The sequence below is a fragment of the Streptomyces sp. NPDC022552 genome, assembly GCF_055561875.1.
The window spans coordinates 424,344-446,042 of sequence record NZ_JBVHGJ010000003.1; the positions used below are offsets into that span (position 1 = coordinate 424,344).

Genomic DNA, 21,699 nt, shown 5'->3' on the forward strand with positions numbered 1-21,699 from the left:
GGGCCTTCGCGTGCCGCTACGTCGTCGGCAGCAGCCCCGTCACCTCGCCGACCAGCGGCAGGTCGTCCAGGCCGCCGCCCTTCGTGACGTGGTCGGTCACCAGGTTCGTGCCCACGGGCTTGAAGTCGGCGACCTGCGTGCCGATCCCGTTGTCCAGCGGATCGACCCCGGTGTTCGCCAGCGGGTCGAGCTGGAGGCTCGTCAGCGGGCCCACGGCGTGGCCGGTGGCCCCGAGGGCCGCGACGGCGTCGCTGCCGGCGAGCGAGCCGACCGGCAGCGGCAGCGGGGCGGCCGGGGCCGCCTGCGCCGTCGCGCCCATGCCGAGCACCGCCGCTCCCGCCGCCGTCGCGGTCAGCCCGGCCTTCAGCAGGGCGACGCGGCCGGGGGTCCTGGACTGCTTGTGACGCGCCATGAGAATCCTTCGACGTTGGGTAACGACAGAGACACCGAGCGTAGTTGAGGTGTGATGCTCGATACCAACTCCCTCCCTCGGGGGTCCCCTGCCCGGGGGAATGCCTCACACTGGTGTCCCGTGAGTTCCCAACCGATCCCGACCCGCGTCGTCCTGCTCGCGGGCCCCTCAGGCTCCGGCAAGTCGTCGCTCGCCGCCCTCGCCGGTCTCCCGGTCCTGCGTCTCGACGACTTCTACAAGGAGGCCGACGACCCGACGCTCCCGCTGGTCGTGGGCAGCGCCGACATCGACTGGGACTCCCCGCACTCCTGGGACGCCGACACCGCCGTCACGGCCATCGTGGAGCTGTGCCGCACCGGCCGTACGGACATCCCCGTGTACGACATCGCCACCAGCTCGCGCGTGGGCCGCGACGCCCTCGACATCGGCCGCACCCCGCTCTTCGTGGCGGAGGGGATCTTCGCCGCGGAGATCGTGGAGCGCTGCCAGGACCTCGGCGTCCTCGCCGACGCGCTGTGTCTGCGGGGCCGCCCCTCGACGACGTTCCGCCGCCGCCTGCTGCGCGATCTCAGGGAGGGCCGCAAGTCGGTCCCGTTCCTGCTGCGGCGCGGCTGGCGCCTGATGCGCTCGGAGCGCTCCATCGTGGCCCGGCAGACGGCACTGGGCGCCCACCCCTGCGCCAAGCAGGAGGCCCTGGGGCGCCTGGCCGCCGCGGCGGCGGGCCGGCACCGGACACCGGCGGCACGGGCGTAACGAGGTCGGGACGACGAGAAACGCGGGTCGTACAAGCCCCCCCGGCTTGTCCGACCCGCGCTGTTTCCCCCGTACCCCCGTACGTCCCCCCGTGTTTCCCCCGTTGCCCCCCGACCTTCAGGCCACCAGCTCGCCGAAGGACTCCTCCTCGTCACGGCCGAAGCTCAGGACCTCGTCCTCGCGCAGCCGGCGCAGGGAGCGCCAGATGCTCGACTTCACCGTGCCGACACTGATGTCCAGGATCTCCGCGATCTCCGGATCCGTACGGCCCTCGTAGTAGCGCAGCACCAGCATCGTGCGCTGGAGCTCGGGCAGTCGGGCCAGCGCCTGCCACAGCACCGCGCGCAGCTCGGTCCCCCGCATCGCGTCCGTGTCGCCCGCCGTCTCCGGCAGCTCCTCGGTGGGGTACTCGTTCAGCTTCCGCCGGCGCCACGCGCTGATGTGCAGGTTCGTCATGGTGCGGCGCAGATAGCCGCCCACGGCCGCCTTGTCACTGATCCGGTCCCAGGCCCGGTACGTCGAGAACAGCGCGCTCTGCAGCAGGTCCTCGGCCTCGAACCGGTCACCGGTCAGGTGGTAGGCGGTGGCGTACAGGGAGGCGCGGCGTTCCTGGACGTAGGCGGTGAACTCCGCCTCCGACACCGACTGCCGCTCCCCCGTGACCTCCCCGTACGCCGTTCCCCCGTCAGCCACGGCGACCATGTACGGCGCCTTGTGCTGACGCCCGGCGCTGCGAACGCACCCCCGCCCGTTCACCGCGCCGGACTTCTCCGCGCTCCGCACGACGACATCGTGGAGACGCGTGACAACTGCGCCTGAGGTGGTGCTGTGCAGTGCGTTCATCGTGCGCCCCCCGTCGGTTGGAGTGTGTTTCTGTCCGTGTGCCAAGAAGCTTGCCCGGGCCACTTCATCGCGGTGTCCGCCGACTGTCACAGCCCTGTCACAGGCACCGGTCCGGCCACACAGTCGAACTCAGGTGGCCGCATGCGACAGAATGGCGCCCGTGCCTTTCCTGTTGCTGATCGAGGACGACGACGCCATCCGCACGGCCCTCGAACTCTCCCTGTCACGCCAGGGCCACCGAGTGGCCACCGCGGCGACGGGCGAGGACGGCCTGAAGCTGCTCAAGGAGCAGAGGCCGGACCTGGTCGTGCTGGACGTCATGCTGCCCGGAATCGACGGCTTCGAGGTGTGCCGGCGCATCCGGCGCACCGACCAGCTGCCGATCATCCTGCTCACCGCGCGGAGTGACGACATCGACGTGGTCGTCGGTCTGGAGTCCGGCGCGGACGACTACGTCGTCAAGCCGGTCCAGGGCCGGGTGCTCGACGCCCGCATCCGGGCCGTACTGCGGCGCGGCGAGCGGGAGTCCACCGACTCGGCGACCTTCGGCTCGCTGGTCATCGACCGTTCCGCGATGACGGTGACGAAGAACGGGGAGGACCTGCAGCTCACGCCGACCGAGCTGCGGCTGCTCCTCGAACTGAGCCGGCGGCCCGGACAGGCCCTGTCGCGCCAGCAGTTGCTGCGCCTGGTGTGGGAGCACGACTACCTGGGCGACTCGCGCCTGGTCGACGCCTGTGTGCAGCGGCTGCGCGCCAAGGTGGAGGACGTGCCGTCCTCGCCGACCCTGATCCGTACCGTGCGCGGCGTGGGCTACCGGCTGGACGTCCCTGCGTGAGAAGAGCGATGTTCGCCGGGCTGCGTTTCACCAGTCTGCGTCTGCGGCTTGTCGTCGTCTTCGCCCTCGTGGCGCTCACGGCCGCGGTGTCCGCGTCCGGGATCGCGTACTGGCTGAACCGCGAGGCGGTGCTGACCAGGACGCAGGACGGGTCGCTGAACGACTTCCGGCAGGAGATGCAGAACCGGGCCGCGACGCTCCCCCTGCGCCCCACCGAGGACGATCTGCGGCGTACCGCCGAGCAGATGGCGAGCGGCAGCGCCGGGTACAGCGTGCTGCTGCTCGGTGAGCGGGACGCGGGCAAGCCGATCATCGGGGCCTCCAACCCGGACACCTTCACGCTGGCCGACGTGCCGGAGTCGCTGCGCGTCGCGGTGGACACCGAGCGGCCGGTCAAGGAGGGCGACACCAGCCCGTACCACCTGTTCTGGCAGCGGACGCAGCGCGGTCAGACGCCGTACCTGGTCGGCGGGACGCGGATCGCCGGCGGCGGGCCCACCGGCTTCATGTTCAAGTCGCTGGAGGCCGAGCGGGCCGATCTGAACTCGCTGGCCTGGTCGTTGGGGATCGCGACGGCGCTCGCGCTCGTCGGTTCGGCCCTGCTCGCGCAGGCCGCGGCGACGACGGTGCTGCGGCCCGTGCACCGCCTGGGCGAGGCGGCGCGGCAGCTCGGCGAGGGCAAGCTCGACACCCGGCTGAGGGTCTCGGGCACGGACGAACTGGCCGACCTGTCACGGACGTTCAACAGCGCGGCGGAGTCCCTGCAGAAGAAGGTCGCGGACATGAGCGCGCGGGAGGAGTCCAGCCGGCGTTTCGTCGCGGACATGTCCCACGAGCTGCGGACGCCGCTGACGGCGCTGACGGCCGTGACGGAGGTCCTGGAGGACGAGCAGGACTCCCTCGACCCGATGATCGCGCCGGCCGTGGCGCTCGTGGTGAGCGAGACGCGGCGGCTGAACGACCTGGTGGAGAACCTGATGGAGGTGACCCGCTTCGACGCGGGTACCGCACGGCTCGTCCTGGACGACGTGGACGTCGCCGACCAGGTCACCGCGTGCATCGACGCCCGGGCCTGGCTGGACGCCGTGGAGCTGGACGCCGAGCGCGGGATCATGGCGCGGCTCGACCCGCGCCGGCTCGACGTGATCCTGGCGAACCTGATCGGCAACGCGCTCAAGCACGGCGGTTCGCCGGTGCGGGTGGCGATCCGCACGGAGGACGGCGAGCTGGTGATCGAGGTAAGGGACCACGGCCCGGGCATCCCGGAGGAGGTCCTGCCGCATGTGTTCGACCGCTTCTACAAGGCGAGCGCGTCCCGGCCCCGGTCGGACGGCAGCGGTCTGGGTCTGTCGATCGCCATGGAGAACGCACTGATCCACGGCGGTTCGATCACGGCCGCGAACTCGCCGGACGGCGACGGCGCGGTGTTCGTCCTGCGGCTTCCGCAGGACAGCGAGCAGGGCGAGGTGGAGGAGAGTTGAGCCGGCTTCGCCGTACGGGAGTACGTACGGGAGGGGTGGCGGCGGCCGTGGTGCTGGCCGCGCTCGCCTCCGGGTGCGGGATCAGGACGACGTCGGTGCCCGTGGACGCCGGACCGGCCCCCTCGCGGGTGCCGTGCAGCGTCACCGGCGACGAGGCCGCCACGCGGACGACGGATGTCCCGGTCCGAGTCTTCCTGCTGTGCGGGTCGCAGCTGGAGCCGGTGGACCGGCGGGCGCCGCTGCCGGAGGAGAAGGCGAACGGGGACCGGGTGCCCACCGCGTCGGCGCTGCTCGCGCAGTTGCTGGCCGAGCCGTCGGAGGGCGAGCGGCAGGCCGGGTTCTCGACGGCCGTGAAGGGGCCGCTGCTCGTCACCGGCGGGTACAAGGGCGATCCGACGGCCACGCTGCGGCTGAGCCGGCAGCCGGAGGACCTGGCGCCGACCTCGCTGTCGCAGATCGTCTGCACCCTGGCCCACAGCTCGGCCGGGGCGGGCGAGGGGAGCGTGGTCCTCGGCGGCCCCGGTCACTACCCGCCGCGCCGTTACGCGTGCACGACGGAGCTGAAGGAGCGTCCGGAGTCGGCGGCCCCGACGGTGGGTCCGCCCAGCCCTTCGGCGTCCTGAAGCAGGTGTTCCGCCGCGCGGCGGAACCGATTCCGGGACGGGACGCGTCTTGGGGGGCGTGCAGCGTCAAGGTTCGGGCGGCAGTGCCGCCGTGGTCGTACGCGTGGCGGGGTTCGTCCTCCTCCTCGCGCATCTGCTGCTCGTCGCCTGGGTCGCGCTCCGACCACGTGACGTGGCCTGGGTGACCGCGCCGAACCTGACCCCGCTGGCGGGGATCGAGGCGGATCTCGCGCTCGGCCCGGTCGAGGCGGCCCGGCGGCTCGGCGAGGGCCTGCTGCTCCTGGCGCCGCTCGGTTTCCTGCTCCCGATGGCGGACGGACGGCTCCATGTGTCGCCGTGGGCCTCCCTGGCCCGTACGGTCGCGGCCGGGGCGCTCGTGTCGCTCGCCGTCGAACTGCTCCAGACCGCCGTGCCGGGTCAGGTCGTGGACGTGGACTCGCTGCTCCTGAACACCGCCGGGGTGGCGCTCGCCCATGTGCTGCTCGTGCCCGCCGGGCGGGCGCGGCTGCGCCGCAGGGGGGACGGAGGGGCGGCCGGCCGGTCCTCCTCGGGGAGCAGGCCGGGCCGGGGTTCGGCCCTGCTGAGGGACGAGGGTTCTCAGGGGCATACCCCGACGATTCCCAGGGTCGGGATCGCCCCGTAGACCGACGCTTTGTCCCTCGGTTCCGGGCGAGTATGGAGTCATCGGAAGCCCGACGGAGCGGCTTCCGGAAGACGCTTCCCGAAGGAGCCCACCATGGCCGCACTTGCCCGCCCCCGTGACGGACGCATGATCGGCGGAGTGTGCGCAGCGCTGGCACGGCGCTTCGGCACCTCGGCCACCACCATGCGGGTCATCTTCCTCGTCTCGTGCCTGCTGCCCGGTCCGCAGTTCCTGCTGTACCTGGCGCTCTGGATGCTGCTCCCGCAGGAGAAGTCGGCGAGCACGGCCTGGTAGAGGCACGGCCCGGCAACACAGGACGTACGTACGCCGATGGGGCGCTCACCCGGTCCGGGTGGGCGCCCCATCGGCGTGCGTGCGGCGTGAGGGGATCAGCCGAGCGGCAGGGCACCCAGCGGCAGACCGCCGAGCAGGCCACCGACCGGGGTGCTGGCCAGCGGGCCGTTGGCGGCGTCGAGCGGGAGGTGCTGGGTGGCGGCGCCGGCAGCGGCCGGCAGGGTCTTGACGCCCTGGTCGACCGACGCCTCGCCGGAGAGGAGGGACTCGGCGGCGCCGTCGGGGAGCTCGGTGAGGCCGTCACCCAGCGGCACGGTCTGGGTGACCAGGCCGAGCGCGTCCGGGGTGGCGGGCAGCGACGGTGCGGCGGTGGCCGTGCCGGCGGCGGCAGCGGCGAAAGCGGCACCGAGAGCGGCGACACCGAGCGTCTTGGCGGCAGACTGCTTCATCAGAAAATCATCCTTGGGGATCTTGGGGATCTTTGAGCTTCGAGGAAAGCAGGAAATTCGGGGAATGCAGAGCGGCTTTGCAACTTAGCCACCGGATGACGCTCCCGCAAACACCGAAAGGCGGCCGAGCAGATGTTCCCCGGCCGCCCCAGCACTCCTCCGAAGTTCTCCCTCAGCCCGCCTGCGCGGAAGACTCGCTGGTCGTGACGGTCTGCCGGAACAGCCATTCGGACTTCAGCTCGGCATATCCCGGCTTGATGACGTCATTGATCATGGCCAGACGTTCATCGAAAGGAATGAACGCGGATTTCATCGCATTGACTGTGAACCACGCCATGTCGTCGAGCGTGTAATCGAACGCCTCGACCAGCTGCTCGAATTCCCGGCTCATGCTCGTACCGCTCATCAACCGGTTGTCGGTATTGACCGTGGCACGGAAATGCAGCTTGCGGAGCAGGCCGATGGGGTGCTCGGCGATGGAGTCCGCCGCGCCGGTCTGGAGGTTGGAGGTCGGGCACATCTCCAGCGGGATGCGCTTGTCCCGTACATACGCGGCGAGCCGGCCGAGCTTCACCGAGCCGTCGTCGGCGACCTCGATGTCGTCGATGATGCGCACGCCGTGGCCGAGCCGGTCGGCGCCGCACCACTGGAGGGCCTGCCAGATGGACGGCAGCCCGAAGGCCTCGCCGGCGTGGATCGTGAAGTGGTTGTTCTCCCGCTTGAGGTACTCGAAGGCGTCGAGGTGGCGGGTGGGCGGGTAGCCGGCCTCGGCGCCCGCGATGTCGAAGCCGACGACGCCGGAGTCGCGGTAGCGGTTGGCGAGTTCGGCGATCTCCAGGGCGCGCGCGGCGTGCCGCATGGCGGTCAGCAGCGCGCCGACGCGGATGCGGTGGCCGTTCGCCCGAGCCTGGCGCTCGCCTTCGCGGAAGCCCTCGTTGACCGCCTCGACGACCTCCTCCAGGGTGAGCCCGGCCTCCAGGTGCTGCTCGGGGGCGTACCGCACCTCGGCGTAGACGACGCCGTCCTCGGCGAGGTCCACCGCGCACTCGGCGGCGACCCGGACGAGGGCCTCGCGGGTCTGCATGACGGCGCAGGTGTGCGCGAAGGTCTCCAGATAGCGCTCCAGGGAGCCGGAGTCGGCGGCCTCGCGGAACCAGATGCCGAGTTTGTCGGGCTCGGTCTCGGGAAGGTTGTCGTAGCCCTGCGCGAGGGCGAGTTCGATGATCGTGCCGGGGCGCAGTCCGCCGTCGAGGTGGTCGTGGAGAAGCACCTTCGGGGCGCGGCGGATCTGGTCCGCGGTGGGGACGTTGGGGGTCTGGCTCGTCATTTCCGCACTCTAGCCCCTACGCGCGTAGAGCGCCCCTCCTCAACTCGCTTGTCGATACGTAACAGTGACCGCGCGTACGGATGGCGTACACCTCGGCTTCTGAGACTGTTCTGCCATGGCGCACTCCGCACTCGTAGGGACTGCCGGCAGTCGGACACCCCGGCTCGGACGGCCCGTCGGCGCATCGCACCCCGGTACGGCGGTGGGCGGTGTGGTCCTGCTCCTTCCCGACGGCGAGGTGGCGTCCGCGCGGGGCGCCTCGCTCCGGGCGCACGCGGCGCTGCTTCCGCTGGGCCGCCGGCTGGTCAGGGCGGGGCGCGGGGAGGGCCTGGTGGCGCACGTGGTGCGCTACCGGGGGCGCGGCTGGAACGGCACGGACGCCCAGTTGGCCTCGGACGCCTCCTGGGCGGTGGCGGAGGCGGTACGGCGCTACGGCGACGTCCCGGTCTGCCTGGCCGGCCACGGGATGGGCGGGCGGGCCGCGCTGCGGGCGGCCGGACACGCGGCGGTCGACGCGGTCCTCGCGCTCGCCCCGTGGCTGCCGGAGGACGACGTGGCGGCCGAGCCCGAGCCGGTACGGCAGCTGGTCGGGCGCCGGATCCTGATCGTGCACGGCACGAACGACGCCCGGACGGACCCGGAGCTGTCGTACCGCCTTGCGGAGCGGGCGAAGAAGGCGAACCGCGACACGTGCCGCTTCGAGGTGCACTCCGACGGTCATGCGCTGCGCCAGTACCACGACGAGATCCACGCCCTGGCCGCCGACTTCGTCCTCGGCTCGCTCTTCGCCCGCTCCTTCGCCCGCCCCGTCGCGGACGCGCTCGCGGCTCCGCCGCCGCTGGGGCTGCGGATGCCGCTGGCGGCGGGCTTCGGCCGCGCGCTGCGCCGCTAGGGGACTCTGCTGGGGTCACTCCGGCAGGAGAGAGCCCCGCTTGCTGAGCAGGAAGCGCTTGAAGGCCGCCACCGGGGCGGTGTCCGGGTGGCCGTCGAGCCAGGCGACACCGATCTCGCGGACCGCGCGCGGGGCCGTGACCGTGAGCTCGACGACGCCGGGGCGCGGGACCGCGGGCGGCGGCAGCAGCGCGACGCCCAGGCCCGCCGCGACCAGGCCGCGCAGGGTCTCGGCCTCCTCGCCCTCGAAGGCGACGCGCGGGGTGAAACCGGCCTCGGCGCACAGGTCGTCGGTGATGCGCCGCAGCCCGTAGCCGGGCTCCAGGGTCACGAAGGTCTCCTCCGCCGCCTCCGCGAGACGGACCCGCTTGCGGGAGGCGAGCCGGTGGTCGTCGGGGACGACGAGCCGCAGGCGCTGTTCGTCCAGGCGTCGGGCCACGAGGTCGGGCGCGTCCGGGACGGGAGAGGTCAGGCACAGGTCCAGGTCCCCGGCCCGCAGCCGCTCGATCATCGCCTCGCCGTAGTTCTGGACGAGGGTGAAGCGGACCCGGGGGTGGTCGACCCGGAAGGCGCGGATGAGTCCGGGGACGGTCTCGGAGCCCATGGTGTGCAGGAACCCGAACGCGACCCGCCCCGCCGCCGGGTCCGCGTCCGCCCGTACCGAGTCGGCCGCCCGCTCGACCTCCGCGAGGGCCCGCTCGGCCGAGGCCAGGAACGTCCGGCCGGCCGGGGTGAGCGAGACCGTCCGGCCCCTGCGGGCGAAAAGGGCCACCCCCAGGTCCTGTTCGAGCCGGACCATCGCTCGCGAGAGCGTCGACTGGGGCACGCCCATCTCGGCAGCCGCCCTGGTCACATGCTCGTGCCGGGCCACCGCCGCGAAGTACGCGAGCCGTGGCGCGAGCAGCAGCCCCATGTCTTCTTCGTAACTACTCGGTGACAGCCGACCCTGTGACCTGTACTCATGCACCATGGGAACGATTACAGCAGTTCCATGCATTGGACGCATGAAACGAATCGTCCTACGTTCGAGACATGCCTTCCGCCAGTACCAAGGCGGCCGCCACCAGCACGGTCGCCGACACCCGCCTCGCCCCCGGAGCCCCCGGTCACCGCCGGATGAGTTTCGCGCTCTTCGCCGCCGGCCTCGCCGCCTTCGCGCTCCTCTACTCCACCCAGGCCCTCCTCCCCGCGATCTCCGCCGAGTTCGGCGCCACCGCCTCCGCGGCCTCCTGGACGGTCTCCGCCGCGACCGGCGCGCTCGCCCTCCTCGTCCTCCCCATGAGCGCCCTCTCCGAGCGCTTCGGGCGGCGCACGATGATGACCGCCTCGCTGGCGGTCGCGGTCGCCGTCGGACTGCTCGTCCCCTTCGCCCCGAGCCTGGAGTGGCTGGTCGCCCTGCGCGCCGTCCAGGGTGCGGCGCTCGCGGGCCTGCCGGCCTCCGCGATGGCGTTCCTCGCCGAGGAGGTACGGCCCAAGGCGCTGATCGCCGCGATCGGGCTCTTCGTCGCGGGCAACTCGATCGGCGGCATGAGCGGCCGTATCGTCACCGGCTGGGTGGCCCAGATGTGGGGCTGGCGCGCCGGACTCCTCGCGGTCGGTCTGATGGCGGTGGCCTGCGCGGTCGCCTTCCGGGTCCTCATCCCCAAGGCCCGCCACTTCACGCCGGGTTCGCTCAACCCGAAGGCGCTCGCGGCGACGGTCCGCAGCCACCTCGCCGACCCGCTGCTGATGCGTCTGTACGCGATCGGCGCCCTGTTCATGACGGTCTTCGGCGCGGTCTACACCGTGATCGGCTACCGGCTGGTCGAGGCCCCGTTCTCGCTCCCCCAGGGCGTCATCGGCTCGATCTTCCTGGTCTACCTGGTCGGTACGGTCTCCTCGGCCGCGGCCGGGAGGCTGGTCGGCCGGCTCGGCCGGCGCGGGGCGCTCTACCTGGCCGTCGGCACGACCGCGGCCGGTCTGCTGCTCTCGCTCTCCGACGCCCTCGCCGCCGTCCTGCTCGGCCTGGTCCTGATCACGGCCGGCTTCTTCGCCGGGCACGCGGTCGCCTCCTCGTCGGTGAGCCGGACCGCGACGACGGGCCGCGCGCAGGCCTCGGCGCTCTACCAGTCCGCGTACTACATCGGCAGCAGCGTGGGCGGCACGCTCGGCGCGATCGCCTTCCACTCCGGCGGCTGGGCGGGCACGGTCCTCCTGGGCCTCGTCGCGGTCCTCGGCGTCGTGTCGATCACGCTCTACGGCAGCCACAGCGCGCGGGTTCAGGCCCGGAGAATGCCGCTGCGTACCGCGCACTGAATCGAGACCGGATCCGTACAACCAGAACGCGTCCCCGCTCGTCCTCTGAGTCATAGGACCCAAGGGGGAGTTGGTGATCATGCACGGAATAAAGAAGCGGGCCGGGATCGTCCTCGGCATCACCTCGATGGTGGTGCCGCTGACGGTCGCCCTCGGCGCGGGGACGGCCCAGGCGGCGTCGTGCAACGTGACGACGGGGCCGCACCAGAAGCAGGTGGAGAAGTTCCTCGGACGGAAGGTGGACGGGAAGCAGTCGCTCGCCGACTGCAAGGCCATCCAGTCCTTCCAGCGCAAGCACGGCATCACCCCGACCATGGGGTACGCGGGGCCGCTGACCTGGCGGACGATGAACACGATGCTGGAGCAGAAGGCGGCCGGCAAGAACCCGAACAAGGCCGGCAAGTGCCCGACCAACAAGGGCCGGATCGCCTGTGTCGACCTGACGCGGCAGCTCAGCTGGATCCAGGACGGGAAGAAGCTCAAGTACGGCCCGGTGCCGGTCCGTACGGGCAAGAACGGGACCGAGACCCGCACGGGCTCCAAGAAGATCTACTGGCGCAGCATCAACCACTGGTCGACGCTCTACCACGTCTCGATGCCGTACTCCCAGTTCTTCGACGGCGGGCAGGCGTTCCACTCCACGACCAAGTCCATGTGGAACCCGCCGGGTTCCGGCGGCTGCGTCAACATGCGTCCGGCGGACGCCAAGGCCTACTGGAACCTGCTCAGGAACGGCGACGACGTGTACGTCTACGGACGGAAGCCGGGAACCTGACCCCCGGTGTCAGTGGGCTGCGGTAGCTTCCCCTCATCGGCACAGCACCGGTGCCGATGAGGGCGACTGGGGTGGACCTGCATGAGTGACCTGGCGACCGAGGACCGGAACTCCGAGCTGGAGAAGTACCGCACGGAGCTGACCGGTTACTGCTACCGAATGCTCGGCTCGTCGTTCGAGGCCGAGGACGCCGTGCAGGACACGATGGTGCGCGCCTGGCGCTCCTTCGACTCCTTCGAGGGGCGCTCGTCGCTGCGCTCCTGGCTCTACCGCATCGCGACGAACGTGTGCCTGGACTCGCTCAACGCGGGGAACAGGCGGGCGCGGCCGATGGATCTGACGGCCGCGACGCCGGTCGCCCAGGCGCAGCTCAACGCCCGGCCGGAGATCACCTGGCTGGAGCCGGTCCCCGACGGCCGGGTGCTGCCGTCGGTGACCGACCCGGCCGAGACCGCCGTCTCCCGCGAGACCGTGCGGCTCGCGTTCGTCGCCGCCCTGCAGCACCTGCCGCCGAAGCAGCGGGCCGTGCTGATCCTGCGCGAGGTGCTGGCCTGGAAGGCGAGCGAGGTCGCCGAGCTGCTCGACACCACGGTCGCCTCGGTCAACAGCGCGCTCCAGCGGGCGCGCGCCACGATCGCGGAGAACGAGCCGACGGTCTCGGACCCGGCGGACCCGCTGGACGAGGAGCAGAAGCAGCTCCTGGAGCGCTATGTCGCGGCCTTCGAGGGGTACGACATGAAGGCGCTCACCGCGCTCCTCCACGAGGACGCGACGATGTCCATGCCGCCGTACGACCTGTGGCTGCGCGGCCACGACGACATCGTGGGCTGGATGCTCGGGGTCGGCGACGTCTGCCGCGGCTCGAAGCTGGTGCCGACCGTGGCGAACGGTTCGCCGGCGTTCGCGCACTACCACCCGGACCCGGAGGGCGGGTACAGCCCGTGGGCCCTGATCGTCCTGGAGGTGCGGGACGGCAAGGTCGGCGGAATGGACTTCTTCCTGGACACCAAGCGGTGGTTCCCGCTGTTCGACCTTCCGGAGCGACTGGACGCCTAGTCAGACGAGGAGGTCGGCGAGCCCGACCAGGCCGAGGAGCAGCCGCAGCTCACCACCGGCGCCCTCGAACCGCAACCGATGCCCGAGGCGCCCGGCGGTGAGCTTGAGCCGGGCGAGGGCGTCCACGGCGGTGAGATCGGCATGCGCCAGTCCACCGACATCACAGACCACGTCGGTGGGCGGCACCCCTTCGAGCACGGCGCACAGCCGGGCGACCTCGTCGGGGGTGGCCCGGGCGGCGAGGGTCAGGACGAGCGGTTGACTGATGTCCACACCAGGAAGACCCTCGCCGCGGCCGGAACTCATCGGAGGCTCGGGCCGCGACGGACTGGGCTGCGCCTGGGCCGTGCGTCACCGATCCCAGCATGCCGAACGGGACCGGCGGAGGTCCGCCGGCCCCGTTCACCTGAAAGTGTCAGAGGCATATTCCTCAGGCGATGCGGTCCAGGACGATCGGGTTCGGGGTGAACGCCGTGCCCTCCGCCGCGATGTCCCAGGCGGCGTCCAGGGACTTCAGTGCGTAGTCGAACTTCTCCGGCGTGTCCGTGTGGAGCGTCAGCAGGGGCTGGCCCGCCGTGACCGTGTCGCCCGGCTTGGCGTGGAGCTCGACGCCCGCACCCGCCTGGACCGGGTCCTCCTTGCGGGCGCGGCCGGCGCCGAGGCGCCAGGCGGCGATGCCGATGTCGTACGCGTCGAGGCGGGTCAGGACACCCGACGAGGCCGCCGTCACGACGTGCTTCTCGCGGGCGACCGGGAGGGTCGCGTCCGGGTCGCCGCCCTGCGCCGCGATCATCCGGCGCCAGACGTCCATCGCCGAACCGTCCGCCAGCGCCTTCGCCGGGTCCGCGTCCTTGATCCCGGCCGCGTCGAGCATCTCGCGCGCCAGGGCGATCGTCAGCTCGACGACGTCCGCCGGGCCGCCGCCCGCGAGGACCTCCACCGACTCGCGGACCTCCAGGGCGTTGCCGGCGGTCAGGCCGAGCGGGGTCGACATGTCGGTGAGCAGCGCGACCGTCTTCACACCGCTGTCCGTGCCCAGGCCGACCATCGTCGAGGCGAGTTCACGGGCGTCCTCGATGTTCTTCATGAACGCGCCGGAGCCGACCTTCACGTCCAGGACCAGCGAGCCCGTGCCCTCGGCGATCTTCTTCGACATGATCGAGGAGGCGATCAGCGGGATCGCCTCCACCGTGCCGGTGACGTCACGCAGCGCGTAGAGCTTCTTGTCCGCCGGCGCCAGGCCGTCCCCCGCCGCACAGATCACCGCGCCGGTCGTGTCCAGGACGTGCAGCATCTCCTCGTTGGAGAGCAGCGCGCGCCAGCCGGGGATCGACTCCAGCTTGTCCAGCGTGCCGCCGGTGTGGCCGAGGCCCCGGCCCGACAGCTGCGGCACGGCCGCGCCGCAGGCGGCGACGAGCGGGGCGAGCGGAAGGGTGATCTTGTCGCCGACGCCACCCGTGGAGTGCTTGTCGGAGGTGGGACGGGAGAGCGAGGAGAAGTCCATGCGCTCGCCGCTCGCGATCATCGCGGCGGTCCAGCGGGCGATCTCCGTACGGTTCATGCCGTTGAGCAGGATGGCCATGGCCAGGGCGGACATCTGCTCGTCGGCGACCTCGCCGCGGGTGTAGGCGTCGATGACCCAGTCGATCTGCTCCGGGCTCAGCTCGCCCTTGTCCCGCTTGGTGCGGATGACGGAGATGACGTCCATGGTGGTGCCTCTTTCTACGCGCATAGAGGGGGAAAGGAGGAGCGGCCCTTCCCATCGTGCCGGAAGGGCCGCTCCGCGGTCTTACTTCGCGAGGTGGCCGGGGCCGAAGGCCTGCGGGAGCATCTCGCCCAGCGTGACGAACCCGACCGGGGTCTCCAGGACGAGCTCGGGACCACCGAACTCGTACAGCAGCTGCCGGCACCGTCCGCACGGCACCAGGGACTCGCCCTGGCCGTCCACGCAGACGAAGTGGGTCAGCCGGCCGCCGCCGGTGGCCTGGAGCTGCGAGACGAGCCCGCACTCCGCGCACAGCCCGAGGCCGTACGAGGCGTTCTCCACGTTGCAGCCGGAGACCACGCGCCCGTCGTCGACCCGGGCGGCCGCGCCGACCGGGAAGCCGGAGTACGGGGCGTAGGCGCGGGACATGGCGTCCCGGGCCTCCGCCCGCAGGGCCTCCCAGCCGGCGTCGGAGAGGGGCGTGGTCACTTGCCCTCGCCCTTGCGGTACCGCATGCCGTCAGCCTTGGGCATCCGCAGACGCTGCGCCGAGAGCGACAGCACCAGCAGGGTCACCACGTACGGCGTGGCGCTGACGAACTCGACCGGAACCGTGTCCGTACCGAGGTACCAGATGAAGACGCCGACACCGATGACGATGGCGATCGAGGAGGTGATCCAGCGCTTCTTGTACGCCTTCCAGGCCGCGATCGCGACGAGCACCGCGAACAGCAGCAGGAGCAGCGCGTGCACGGACTCGCCGCCGCTGCGCAGCTGGAGCGCGTCGGCGAAGCCGAACAGGCCCGCGCCCATGGCGAGACCGCCCGGCCGCCAGTTGCCGAAGATCATCGCCGCGAGGCCGATGTAGCCACGGCCACCGGTCTGGCCCTCGTTGTAGATGTGCGAGGTGACCAGCGACAGGAAGGCGCCGCCGAGACCGGCCATGCCGCCGGAGACGATCACGGCGATGTACTTGTACTTGTAGACGTTGACGCCGAGCGACTCGGCGGCGATCGGGTTCTCACCGCAGGAGCGCAGGCGCAGACCGAACGAGGTCTTCCACAGCACGAAGAACGTACCGATCACCAGCAGCACGGCGATGATCGTGACCACCGAGACGTTGGTGACCAGGCCGCCGAGGATGCCGGCGATGTCCGAGATCAGGAACCAGTGGTGCTTCTCGATGTCGGCCAGCCAGTCGGACAGGCCCGGGATCGTGACCGAGGTGATCTCCTCGGCCGGCGGGGACTGCTTGGGGCTGCCGCCCTTCGTCGCCGCCTCGCCGGAGTTGAACCACAGCTTGGCGAAGTAGGTGGTGAAGCCGACCGCCAGGATGTTGATCGCGATACCGGAGATGATGTGGTCGACGCCGAAGGTGACCGTGGCGACCGCGTGCAGCAGACCGCCGAGCATGCCGCCCACGATGCCGGCGAGGATGCCGAGCCACGGGCTGGTCTGCCAGCCGGCCCAGGCACCGAAGAAGGTGCCCAGGATCATCATGCCTTCGAGGCCGATGTTGACCACGCCCGCGCGCTCGGCCCACAGACCGCCGAGACCGGCGAGGCCGATCGGCACGGCGAGCGAGAGCGCGGCGCTGATCTGGCCGGCCGAGGTGAGGTCCTGCGCGCCGGTGATGGCCCGGACGGCGGAGAGGGCGATGAGCCCGCCCGCCACGATCAGCAGGATCCAGGGAAGGGAGAGGCGGGTGCGGCCGCCCTTGCCACCGGCCGCCTTGGGCGCGGCGGGCGGCGGGGTGGAAGTCGCCGTGGCGGTCACGCCGACACCTCCGTCGAGTTGTTGGAACGGGCCTGGGCCGCGAGCTTCTCGCCGACCTGGCGCTGCTGGCGCTTGAGGCCGTAGCGGCGGACGAGTTCGTAGGCGATGACGACGCAGAGGACGATGACGCCCTGCATGACGCCGACGATCTCCCGGTCGTAGTCCTCGAACTCCAGCTGCTGGCCGCCGCGCTCCAGGAAGCCCCAGAGGATCGCGGCGAGCGCGATGCCGATCGGGTGGTTGCGGCCCAGCAGGGCGATGGCGATACCGGTGAAGCCGATGCCGACGGGGAAGTCGCCGCCGAACTCGTACGAGTCGTTGAGCAGCGTCGGCATACCGATCAGACCGGCCATGGCGCCGGAGATCAGCATGGAGGTGACGACCATCCGCTTGACGTTGACACCGGAGGCCGCGGCCGCCGTGTCGGACTGGCCGACGGTACGCAGGTCGAAGCCGAAGCGGGTGCGGGAGAGCGTGAACCAGTACCCGAGGCCCGCGATGACCGCGATGACGACGAAGCCGTAGATCGGGGTCGGCGTGGTCGGGAACTCGAAGAAGTGCGAGGACTCCGGCAGCGGGGTCGTCGCGACCTTCGTACCGGCCGCGTCCAGGTGGCCGAGACGGCCGGGCTGGAGCAGGTAGCCGATGATCGCGGTCGCGATGAAGTTCAGCATGATCGTGGAGACGACCTCGCTGACACCCCGGGTGGTCTTGAGGACACCGGCGATGCCCGCCCACATGGCGCCGACGATCATCGCGGTGATGATGATCAGCGGGATCTGGACGATGCCGGGAAGGGTCAGCGCGCCACCGACGGCGGCGGCGAAGAACGCCGCGAGACGGTACTGGCCGTCGACACCGATGTTGAACAGGTTCATGCGGAAGCCGATGGCCACCGCGATGCCCGCCAGGTAGTACGTCGTCGCCTTGTTGATGATGTAGACCTGGCTGTCCGACTTGATGCCGTAGTCGAACATGATGCCGAAGGCGCTGAACGGCTCCTTGCCGGTGGCCGCGAGCACCAGGGCGGTGATCAGGAAGGCGGCGACGATCGCGAGCAGCGGTGCCGCGATGCCGAGGAGCAGCCGCTCCTTGTCGAACTTCTTCATCGGGCCTCGTCCTCCGGGCCGTCGGTGCCCTCAGGGCTCTCAGGGTGCTCAAGGTGGCCGGCGGCGGCGCCGGTCATGGCCGAGCCCAGCTCCTCCGGGGTGATGGTCGCCGGGTCGGCGTCGGCCACCAGACGCCCGCGGTACATCACGCGCAGGGTGTCGGAGAGGCCGATCAGCTCGTCCAGGTCGGCGGAGATCAGCAGGACCGCCAGGCCCTCGCGGCGCGCCGCGCGGATCTGGTCCCAGATCTGCGCCTGCGCGCCGACGTCCACACCACGGGTGGGGTGCGCGGCGATCAGCAGCTTGGGGTCGTGGCTCATCTCGCGGCCGACGATCAGCTTCTGCTGGTTTCCGCCGGAGAGGGAGGCCGCGGTGACGTCGATGCCGGGGGTACGGACGTCGTACTCGCGGACGATCCGCTCGGTGTCCTTGCGGGCGGCCTTCAGGTCGAGGATCGCGCCCTTGGAGTTGGGCTTCTCGGTGACGTGACCGAGGATGCGGTTCTCCCAGAGGGGGGCCTCCAGGAGCAGACCGTGCCGGTGGCGGTCCTCGGGGATGCAGCCGATGCCGTCCTCGCGCCGCTTGCGCGTCGGAGCGGCGGAGATGTCCGCGCCGTCCAGGGTCACCACACCGTGGTCGGCGTTGCGCATGCCCATGATCGTGTCGACGAGCTCGGACTGGCCGTTGCCCTCGACGCCGGCGATGCCGAGCACCTCGCCCTTGTGAATGGTGAAGGTGATGCCGCCGAGGACCGCGCGGACCACACCGTCGGGGTCGATGGCGCTGAGCGACAGGTCCTCGACCGTCAGCATCGGCACGTCGGTGACCGTCGACTCGCGGGTCTCCGGGGAGGGCAGCTCGGCGCCGACCATCAGCTCGGCGAGCTGCTTGGTGGTGGTGTGCTTCGGGTCTGCGGTGCCGACCGTGGTGCCGCGCCGGATGACGGTGATCTCGTCGGCGACCGACAGGACCTCGCCCAGCTTGTGCGAGATGAAGATGACGGTCAGGCCCTCGGCCTTGAGCTCGCGCAGGTTGTCGAAGAGCGCGTCGACCTCCTGCGGGACGAGCACGGCGGTCGGCTCGTCGAGGATCAGGGTACGGGCGCCGCGGTAGAGGACCTTGAGGATCTCCACGCGCTGACGGTCGGCCACACCGAGGTCCTCGACGAGCACGTCGGGACGGACGCCGAGGCCGTACGCGCCGGAGATCTCCTTGATCTTGGCGCGGGCCTTGTCGCCGATGCCGTACAGCTTCTCGGAGCCGAGGACGACGTTCTCGAGGACAGTGAGGTTGTCCGCGAGCATGAAGTGCTGGTGCACCATGCCGACACCGCGGGTGATGGCATCGCCGGGGCTGTTGAACGTCACCTGCTCGCCGTCGACCGTGATGGTGCCCTCGTCCGGCTTCTGCATGCCGTACAGGATCTTCATCAGGGTCGACTTGCCCGCGCCGTTCTCGCCCACGAGGGCGTGCACGGTGCCGCGGCGCACGGTGATGTCGATGTCGTGGTTGGCCACGACTCCGGGGAAACGCTTGGTGATGCCGCGGAGTTCTACGGCGTTGGGACTGCTGGGGCTGGAGGCTTTGATGACGCACTCTCCTAGGCAGGGAGCGTGAGGAGGGGATGAGGCGGTGCGCAGGCGCTGTCGGTGGCGAAAAATACCCTGTACGGCGGACGCTACGCGCGTAGCTTTTGGAAAATCGTTCAACTGCCCGCGGGCAGACGTGTGAAGGGGGCCCGGAGTGTCGGCCGAAGCCGCTCTCCGGGCCCCTCTCCGACGGATGTCAGAGGGTCGTGTTGACCTTGATCTGGCCGTCGATGATCTTCTGCTTGGCCTCGTCCAGCTTGGGCTGGATGTCGGCGAGGTGGCCACCGGTGGTGGTCAGGGAGACGCCGTTCTCGGCCAGCGAGTAGACGTGCGTGCCGGTCGCCGGCTTACCGTCCTGGACGGACTTGACGAGCTCGAAGACGCCCGTGTCGACGTTCTTGACCATCGAGGTCATGATCGAGCCGGCGTACTTGGACAGGGCCGGGTCCTTGGCCTGGTCCGAGTCGACGCCGATCGCCCAGGTGCCCGGCTTGGCGGCGACGGCCTCGATGGCACCGGCACCCGAACCGCCCGCGGCGGCGTAGATGACGTCGATGCCCTTGTCGAGCATGCCCTTGGCGGCGGCCTTGCCCTTGTCCGGGGCGCCGAAGCCGGAGAAGTCCGTACCGGTGGACAGGTACTGGATGGTGACCGAGGCGTCCGGCTTGGTGTCCTTGACGCCCTGCTGGAAGCCGGCGGCGAACTTCTTGATCAGCGGGGTGTCGACACCACCGATGAAGCCGATCTTGCCGTCCTTGGACTTCAGCGCGGCCGCGACACCGGCGAGGTACGAGCCCTGCTCCTCGGTGAAGACGATCGAGTCGACGTTCTTCGCCTCGGAGACCGAGTCGACGAGGCCGAACGTGGTCTTCGGGAACTTCGCGGCGACCTTGTCGATCGCGTCCTTGTAGGCGAAGCCGACACCGATGACCGGGTTGAAGCCACCCTCGGCGAGGGAGGTGAGGCGCTGCTCGCGGTCGGCCGGGGTCTCACCGGTCTTGGCGGTGAGCTCCTTGGTCTCGACACCGAGGTCGGCCTTGGCCTTGTCGAGGCCGCGGGCGGCGGAGTCGTTGAACGAGTTGTCGCCACGACCGCCGACGTCGTAGGCCATACCGACCTTGATGGTGTCCGAGTCGGAACCGGAGTCGGTGGACGACTCACCACAAGCGGTGGCCGTGAGAGCGAGGGCCGCGGTCACTGCGGACGCGGAAACGATCTTGGATACCCGGCGCAAGAGGAGGGTCCCTTCGAGACTGACCGAAAGCGCCTCTTCCGGCGCTGGTTTCGCGTGGATCGTAACGCGCGTAGATGTCAGTTAAAGACCCGTTCATGAGTCGTTATCGGATCGTCGCGAACCGGCCAGAAGGGCGACCGACGGCGTCCGACCCGGCACGGCCGGTTATACACGCTGGTGCGGGCGTTCGAGCCGGGCCCGCTCGGCGACGCGCGGGCCGTTGGGCCGAACGCGCGTCGCCCGCTGCGCCGGACGGATGAACGGTGTTTCGGGGCGTCAGAGCCGCGGAGCGGCGTCGATCAGGGCCGCCGCGGTGAAGAGCTCCACCCCCACCGCGATCGCTCGCTCGTCCACGTCGAAGTCGCCCGCGTGCAGGTCCCGGCGTGTCGTGTCGCCGGGCGTACGGACACCCAGACGGGCCATCGCGCCGGGCACGTGCTCCAGATACCAGGAGAAGTCCTCGCCACCGAGGCTCTGCTCGGTGTCCTCGACCTGCTCCGCTCCCCTGCGGACCGTCATGGCGTCCCGGAGCAGTTCGGTGATCACCGGGTCGTTGACGACCGGGGGGACCCCGCGGACGTAGGTGATGGTCGACTTGGCGCGGTGCAGGGTGGCGATCTCGTCGATCGCCGCGTGGATCAGGTCCGGGGCGTCGCGCCAGGCGGGCAGGTCGAGGCAGCGGACGGTGCCCGAGAGTTCGGCGTGCTGCGGGATGACGTTGCAGGCGTGGCCGGCCTCGATACGGCCCCAGGTGACCGCGAGGCCCGAGCGGGCGTCCACGCGGCGGGCGAGCAGGGCCGGGACGTCGACCGCGATCCGGGCGGCGGCGGTGACCAGGTCCGTGGTGAGGTGCGGGCGGGCCGTGTGGCCGCCGGGGCCGTCGAGGGTGACTTCGAGACGGTCGCAGGCCGAGGTGATGGGCCCGGGGCGCAGGCCGATCCGGCCGGCGTCCACCTTCGGGTCGCAGTGCACGGCGATGATCCGGCCGACTCCGTCCAGGACCCCGGCCTCGATGGCATCGGCGGCGCCGCCGGGCAGGACCTCCTCGGCGGGCTGGAAGATCAGCCGTACGGCGTTGGGGAGCAGCCCCTGCCGGTCGAGCTCGGCGAGGACCAGCCCGGCGCCCAGGACGGTGGTGGTGTGGACATCGTGTCCACATGCGTGGGCCCGGTTGGGCACAGTGGAGCGGTACGGAACGGTCTTGACGTCCGGGATGGGCAGCGCGTCGAGGTCGGCGCGGATCGCCAGCATGGGGCGGCCCCTGTCCCAGGTGCCGATGTCGCACACGAGCCCCGTGCCCGTCGGGAGGAGCTTCGGCGCGAGTCCCGCGGCCTCCAGGCGTGCCTTCACGGCCGCGGTCGTACGGAACTCCTGGTTGCCGAGCTCGGGGTGCATGTGCAAGTCGCGGCGGAACGCGATCAGTTCGGCGCGCAGCGGCGCGGACAGCGTTCCGGGCAGAGCGACGGAGCCGGGCTCACGGGACTTCAACTGGTTCACCTTTTGAAGGGTAGGCCCCTTCAGAGATCAACTGCCCGTTGATCACGAAAAGTTCAGCCCGATAGGGGAAAGAATCTCGGTTGACCAGGCTTGACGACCATCCCTTGTGG

General features: G+C 70.7%; 23 protein-coding genes. 10 read left to right on the forward strand and 13 right to left on the reverse strand.

Annotated elements, in window-relative coordinates:
- Positions 1-16: 16 nt before the first annotated feature.
- Positions 17-412, reverse strand: coding sequence for a hypothetical protein (locus tag ACZ3OF_RS11710; protein ID WP_467304228.1), 396 nt, complete (start codon positions 410-412; stop codon positions 17-19).
- A gap of 54 nt (positions 413-466) precedes the next feature.
- On the opposite strand from ACZ3OF_RS11710, the gene ACZ3OF_RS11715 reads away from it, so the two are divergent.
- Positions 467-1,165: a uridine kinase family protein gene (locus ACZ3OF_RS11715; protein WP_361667909.1), complete on the forward strand. Its 699-nt coding sequence runs from the start codon at positions 467-469 to the stop codon at positions 1,163-1,165.
- Between the two features lie 117 nt (positions 1,166-1,282).
- Here the strand turns inward: ACZ3OF_RS11715 and ACZ3OF_RS11720 are convergent, their stop codons facing one another.
- Positions 1,283-2,008 (reverse strand): SigE family RNA polymerase sigma factor, encoded by a 726-nt coding sequence (locus ACZ3OF_RS11720; RefSeq protein ID WP_361667906.1) that lies wholly within the window; start codon positions 2,006-2,008, stop codon positions 1,283-1,285.
- Positions 2,009-2,168: 160 nt separating this feature from the next.
- Here ACZ3OF_RS11720 and afsQ1 point away from each other — a divergent pair, with 160 nt between their 5' ends.
- The 5 genes from afsQ1 (at position 2,169) to ACZ3OF_RS11745 (ending at position 5,887) form a co-directional block, all read left to right on the forward strand.
- The gene (gene afsQ1, locus ACZ3OF_RS11725) at positions 2,169-2,846 is read left to right on the forward strand and encodes a two-component system response regulator AfsQ1 (protein WP_181019089.1); all 678 of its coding nucleotides are present in this window, start codon (positions 2,169-2,171) and stop codon (positions 2,844-2,846) included.
- Between the two features lie 8 nt (positions 2,847-2,854).
- Positions 2,855-4,327, forward strand: coding sequence for a HAMP domain-containing sensor histidine kinase (locus ACZ3OF_RS11730; RefSeq protein ID WP_361668766.1), 1,473 nt, complete (start codon positions 2,855-2,857; stop codon positions 4,325-4,327).
- Positions 4,324-4,950, forward strand: a complete 627-nt coding sequence (locus tag ACZ3OF_RS11735; RefSeq protein WP_361667904.1) for a hypothetical protein — start codon at positions 4,324-4,326, stop codon at positions 4,948-4,950. Before ACZ3OF_RS11730 ends, ACZ3OF_RS11735 begins: the two co-directional genes overlap by 4 nt.
- A 58-nt stretch (positions 4,951-5,008) precedes the next feature.
- Positions 5,009-5,593: a VanZ family protein gene (locus tag ACZ3OF_RS11740; protein ID WP_467304232.1), complete on the forward strand. Its 585-nt coding sequence runs from the start codon at positions 5,009-5,011 to the stop codon at positions 5,591-5,593.
- Positions 5,594-5,686: 93 nt separating this feature from the next.
- Positions 5,687-5,887 carry a PspC domain-containing protein gene (locus ACZ3OF_RS11745; protein ID WP_361442884.1) on the forward strand — a complete coding sequence of 67 codons (201 nt, stop codon included), beginning with the start codon at positions 5,687-5,689 and terminating at the stop codon, positions 5,885-5,887.
- 95 nt (positions 5,888-5,982) lie between these two features.
- On the opposite strand, the gene ACZ3OF_RS11750 is transcribed toward ACZ3OF_RS11745, so the two are convergent.
- Both ACZ3OF_RS11750 and ACZ3OF_RS11755 read right to left on the reverse strand, forming a co-directional pair.
- Positions 5,983-6,336, reverse strand: coding sequence for a hypothetical protein (locus ACZ3OF_RS11750; RefSeq protein ID WP_361667899.1), 354 nt, complete (start codon positions 6,334-6,336; stop codon positions 5,983-5,985).
- Positions 6,337-6,508: 172 nt separating this feature from the next.
- Positions 6,509-7,663 carry an adenosine deaminase gene (locus ACZ3OF_RS11755; RefSeq protein ID WP_361667897.1) on the reverse strand — a complete coding sequence of 385 codons (1,155 nt, stop codon included), beginning with the start codon at positions 7,661-7,663 and terminating at the stop codon, positions 6,509-6,511.
- Between the two features lie 115 nt (positions 7,664-7,778).
- On the opposite strand from ACZ3OF_RS11755, the gene ACZ3OF_RS11760 reads away from it, so the two are divergent.
- Positions 7,779-8,555 (forward strand): dienelactone hydrolase family protein, encoded by a 777-nt coding sequence (locus tag ACZ3OF_RS11760; RefSeq protein WP_361667894.1) that lies wholly within the window; start codon positions 7,779-7,781, stop codon positions 8,553-8,555.
- Positions 8,556-8,570: 15 nt separating this feature from the next.
- On the opposite strand, the gene ACZ3OF_RS11765 is transcribed toward ACZ3OF_RS11760, so the two are convergent.
- On the reverse strand, positions 8,571-9,524 hold the full coding sequence (locus ACZ3OF_RS11765; protein ID WP_361596640.1) for a LysR family transcriptional regulator: 954 nt from the start codon (positions 9,522-9,524) through the stop codon (positions 8,571-8,573).
- A gap of 62 nt (positions 9,525-9,586) precedes the next feature.
- Between ACZ3OF_RS11765 and ACZ3OF_RS11770 the strand changes: the two genes are divergently transcribed.
- The 3 genes from ACZ3OF_RS11770 to ACZ3OF_RS11780 all read left to right on the forward strand — a co-directional run bounded on the left by ACZ3OF_RS11770 (position 9,587) and on the right by ACZ3OF_RS11780 (position 12,680).
- Positions 9,587-10,849: an MFS transporter gene (locus tag ACZ3OF_RS11770; RefSeq protein ID WP_361667891.1), complete on the forward strand. Its 1,263-nt coding sequence runs from the start codon at positions 9,587-9,589 to the stop codon at positions 10,847-10,849.
- 127 nt (positions 10,850-10,976) lie between these two features.
- Positions 10,977-11,624, forward strand: a complete 648-nt coding sequence (locus tag ACZ3OF_RS11775) for a L,D-transpeptidase family protein (RefSeq protein ID WP_361668763.1) — start codon at positions 10,977-10,979, stop codon at positions 11,622-11,624.
- Between the two features lie 81 nt (positions 11,625-11,705).
- A complete protein-coding gene (locus tag ACZ3OF_RS11780) occupies positions 11,706-12,680 on the forward strand; it encodes a sigma-70 family RNA polymerase sigma factor (protein ID WP_361667888.1) in 975 nt (324 codons plus the stop codon).
- Here the strand turns inward: ACZ3OF_RS11780 and ACZ3OF_RS11785 are convergent, their stop codons facing one another.
- The 8 genes from ACZ3OF_RS11785 to ACZ3OF_RS11820 all read right to left on the reverse strand — a co-directional run bounded on the left by ACZ3OF_RS11785 (position 12,681) and on the right by ACZ3OF_RS11820 (position 21,589).
- A complete protein-coding gene (locus tag ACZ3OF_RS11785; RefSeq protein ID WP_361667886.1) occupies positions 12,681-12,953 on the reverse strand; it encodes an STAS domain-containing protein in 273 nt (90 codons plus the stop codon).
- Between the two features lie 157 nt (positions 12,954-13,110).
- A complete protein-coding gene (locus ACZ3OF_RS11790) occupies positions 13,111-14,388 on the reverse strand; it encodes a thymidine phosphorylase (protein WP_361667884.1) in 1,278 nt (425 codons plus the stop codon).
- Between the two features lie 81 nt (positions 14,389-14,469).
- Positions 14,470-14,874, reverse strand: a complete 405-nt coding sequence (locus tag ACZ3OF_RS11795) for a cytidine deaminase (protein ID WP_361667882.1) — start codon at positions 14,872-14,874, stop codon at positions 14,470-14,472.
- Positions 14,871-16,160, reverse strand: coding sequence for an ABC transporter permease (locus ACZ3OF_RS11800; protein WP_361667879.1), 1,290 nt, complete (start codon positions 16,158-16,160; stop codon positions 14,871-14,873). The genes ACZ3OF_RS11795 and ACZ3OF_RS11800 overlap by 4 nt, the downstream gene beginning before the upstream one ends.
- The gene (locus ACZ3OF_RS11805; protein ID WP_361667876.1) at positions 16,157-17,269 is read right to left on the reverse strand and encodes an ABC transporter permease; all 1,113 of its coding nucleotides are present in this window, start codon (positions 17,267-17,269) and stop codon (positions 16,157-16,159) included. The genes ACZ3OF_RS11800 and ACZ3OF_RS11805 overlap by 4 nt, the downstream gene beginning before the upstream one ends.
- Positions 17,266-18,858 carry an ABC transporter ATP-binding protein gene (locus ACZ3OF_RS11810; RefSeq protein WP_467304454.1) on the reverse strand — a complete coding sequence of 531 codons (1,593 nt, stop codon included), beginning with the start codon at positions 18,856-18,858 and terminating at the stop codon, positions 17,266-17,268. The genes ACZ3OF_RS11805 and ACZ3OF_RS11810 overlap by 4 nt, the downstream gene beginning before the upstream one ends.
- 196 nt (positions 18,859-19,054) lie before the next feature.
- On the reverse strand, positions 19,055-20,092 hold the full coding sequence (locus tag ACZ3OF_RS11815) for a BMP family lipoprotein (RefSeq protein WP_361442845.1): 1,038 nt from the start codon (positions 20,090-20,092) through the stop codon (positions 19,055-19,057).
- Positions 20,093-20,368: 276 nt separating this feature from the next.
- Positions 20,369-21,589 (reverse strand): M20 family metallopeptidase, encoded by a 1,221-nt coding sequence (locus ACZ3OF_RS11820; RefSeq protein WP_361667873.1) that lies wholly within the window; start codon positions 21,587-21,589, stop codon positions 20,369-20,371.
- Between the last annotated feature and the right edge of the window lie 110 nt (positions 21,590-21,699).